Origin of the sequence: Vibrio sp. 10N.222.48.A3 (assembly GCF_041475345.1) — a bacterium.
GTDB lineage: Bacteria > Pseudomonadota > Gammaproteobacteria > Enterobacterales > Vibrionaceae > Vibrio > Vibrio tasmaniensis_A.
Map to the genome: position 1 here is coordinate 1 of NZ_JBFRVX010000705.1, position 1,535 is coordinate 1,535.

Below are 1,535 nucleotides of genomic sequence, written 5' to 3' on the forward strand. Positions count from 1 at the left end.
GATTTATCAGGACCAAAAACAAAAAACCACCCACCGACAAAAAAACAATTAATAATCAATAAATTGAAACAAACCCATCAATTTTAAAAACATGAGAAAATAAAAAGATCTTTTAAAAACCACCCATGGTTAAAGATCAACCACTCCGATGTTTATCCACACTAGTAAGTGAAAGATTCATTTCAAACCCTATTTAGCAAGCATTTTATCCCCTGCAAACCCCTGTTTATTTATCCACTAAATTAATATTTCAATTAATTACCTTCATGTCCTGTGGATAACCATGAGTTTGATCCCTTTTCTAGCAAGGCGATCATTTCTTAACCAGTCGTCATATGGTGATAACTTCTGGTAAAATCATTTTTTTGATCATGCCTTTTATTATGAAACCAGAACCACAAACACAACAAGAGCTGTTAGACAGAGCATATGCTATTGCAGGAATGACCTTCAAAGAGCTCGCCGATGAAGCCAATATGGTTGTACCAAACGACCTAAAGCGAGATAAAGGCTGGGTTGGACAACTATTGGAATGGCACTTGGGTGCGCCAGCTGGCAGTAAACCAGAACAAGATTTTGCCAAGCTCGGGATCGAGCTAAAAAGTATCCCGATTGGTTATTCAGGGAAGCCACTCGAAACCACCTTTGTTTGTGTCGCGCCATTGATGGGCGTGCAAGGCATAACGTGGGAAACCAGTCACGTTCGAAACAAGCTGTCTAAAGTGTTGTGGATCCCGGTAGAGGGAGAAAGAGAGATCCCACTGGCAGAAAGGCATGTAGGATCCCCTTTATTGTGGACACCAACCCAAGCGGAAGACGAGATCTTAAAAAGGGATTGGGAAGAGCTCATGGAGCTGATCGTGTTAGGTAATGTTGAACAGATAACAGCAAGACACGGCGAAGCACTGCATTTGCGACCAAAAGCCGCCAACAGTCGAGTGTTAACAGAAGCTTACGGTGCAAGTGGAAAACCAATAAAGACCAAACCTCGTGGTTTCTATCTACGAACTCAATTCACCCACAGATTGCTGACAACCCATTACGCATAGAAAGCCATTACGCATAGAGGTTTTATCTAGCATAGATAGGCTAAAAGATCAGTACGTTATAAACCGTCTCAATTTAGAAGTAATTTCTCACTACAACGCTCGTTAAGAATACTCTCTAATGAGGTTTGAGCGCCAGTTCAATATCGCAGTAGCTTTGGTTGGGTTCATTACCAAACTCATCATACGCGTTGTGCAAGCGAAGGTAGGCCTTTTCAAAGCCGAGCCGGAGTAATTCCTCTTTCACTTGATCCAAGGATCCAAAGTGAAGCGGCTCGCCGTCTTGCTTTACCGGTTCTAGCTTGTGTTTGTACTCCACCGCCAGCAAATATTCAGAGATATCAGAGCAACCAATAACGTACACTTTCGGTGTCTGATAAGAGTCTTTGTGCTCTCCATGTAACCACATGTCTAATTGATGCTTCTGCATAGTCAGCCTCCCTTGCTCTGTAAAGCTTAGCCGAACTATTTACCTTTACTAGATAACGA

At 42.1% G+C, this 1,535-nt stretch carries 2 protein-coding genes; one reads left to right on the forward strand and one right to left on the reverse strand.

Annotation, left to right across the window (positions count from 1 at the left end; all coding sequences use genetic code 11):
- The first annotated feature begins 383 nt into the window (after nt 1-383).
- Complete coding sequence (gene mutH / locus AB4653_RS18660) at nt 384-1,049, forward strand: DNA mismatch repair endonuclease MutH (RefSeq protein WP_086017877.1); 666 nt, start codon at nt 384-386, stop codon at nt 1,047-1,049.
- A 115-nt stretch (nt 1,050-1,164) separates the two neighbouring features.
- On the opposite strand, the gene AB4653_RS18665 is transcribed toward mutH, so the two are convergent.
- A complete protein-coding gene (locus tag AB4653_RS18665) occupies nt 1,165-1,476 on the reverse strand; it encodes a DUF6482 family protein (RefSeq protein WP_009848433.1) in 312 nt (103 codons plus the stop codon).
- Nucleotides 1,477-1,535 lie beyond the last annotated feature (59 nt).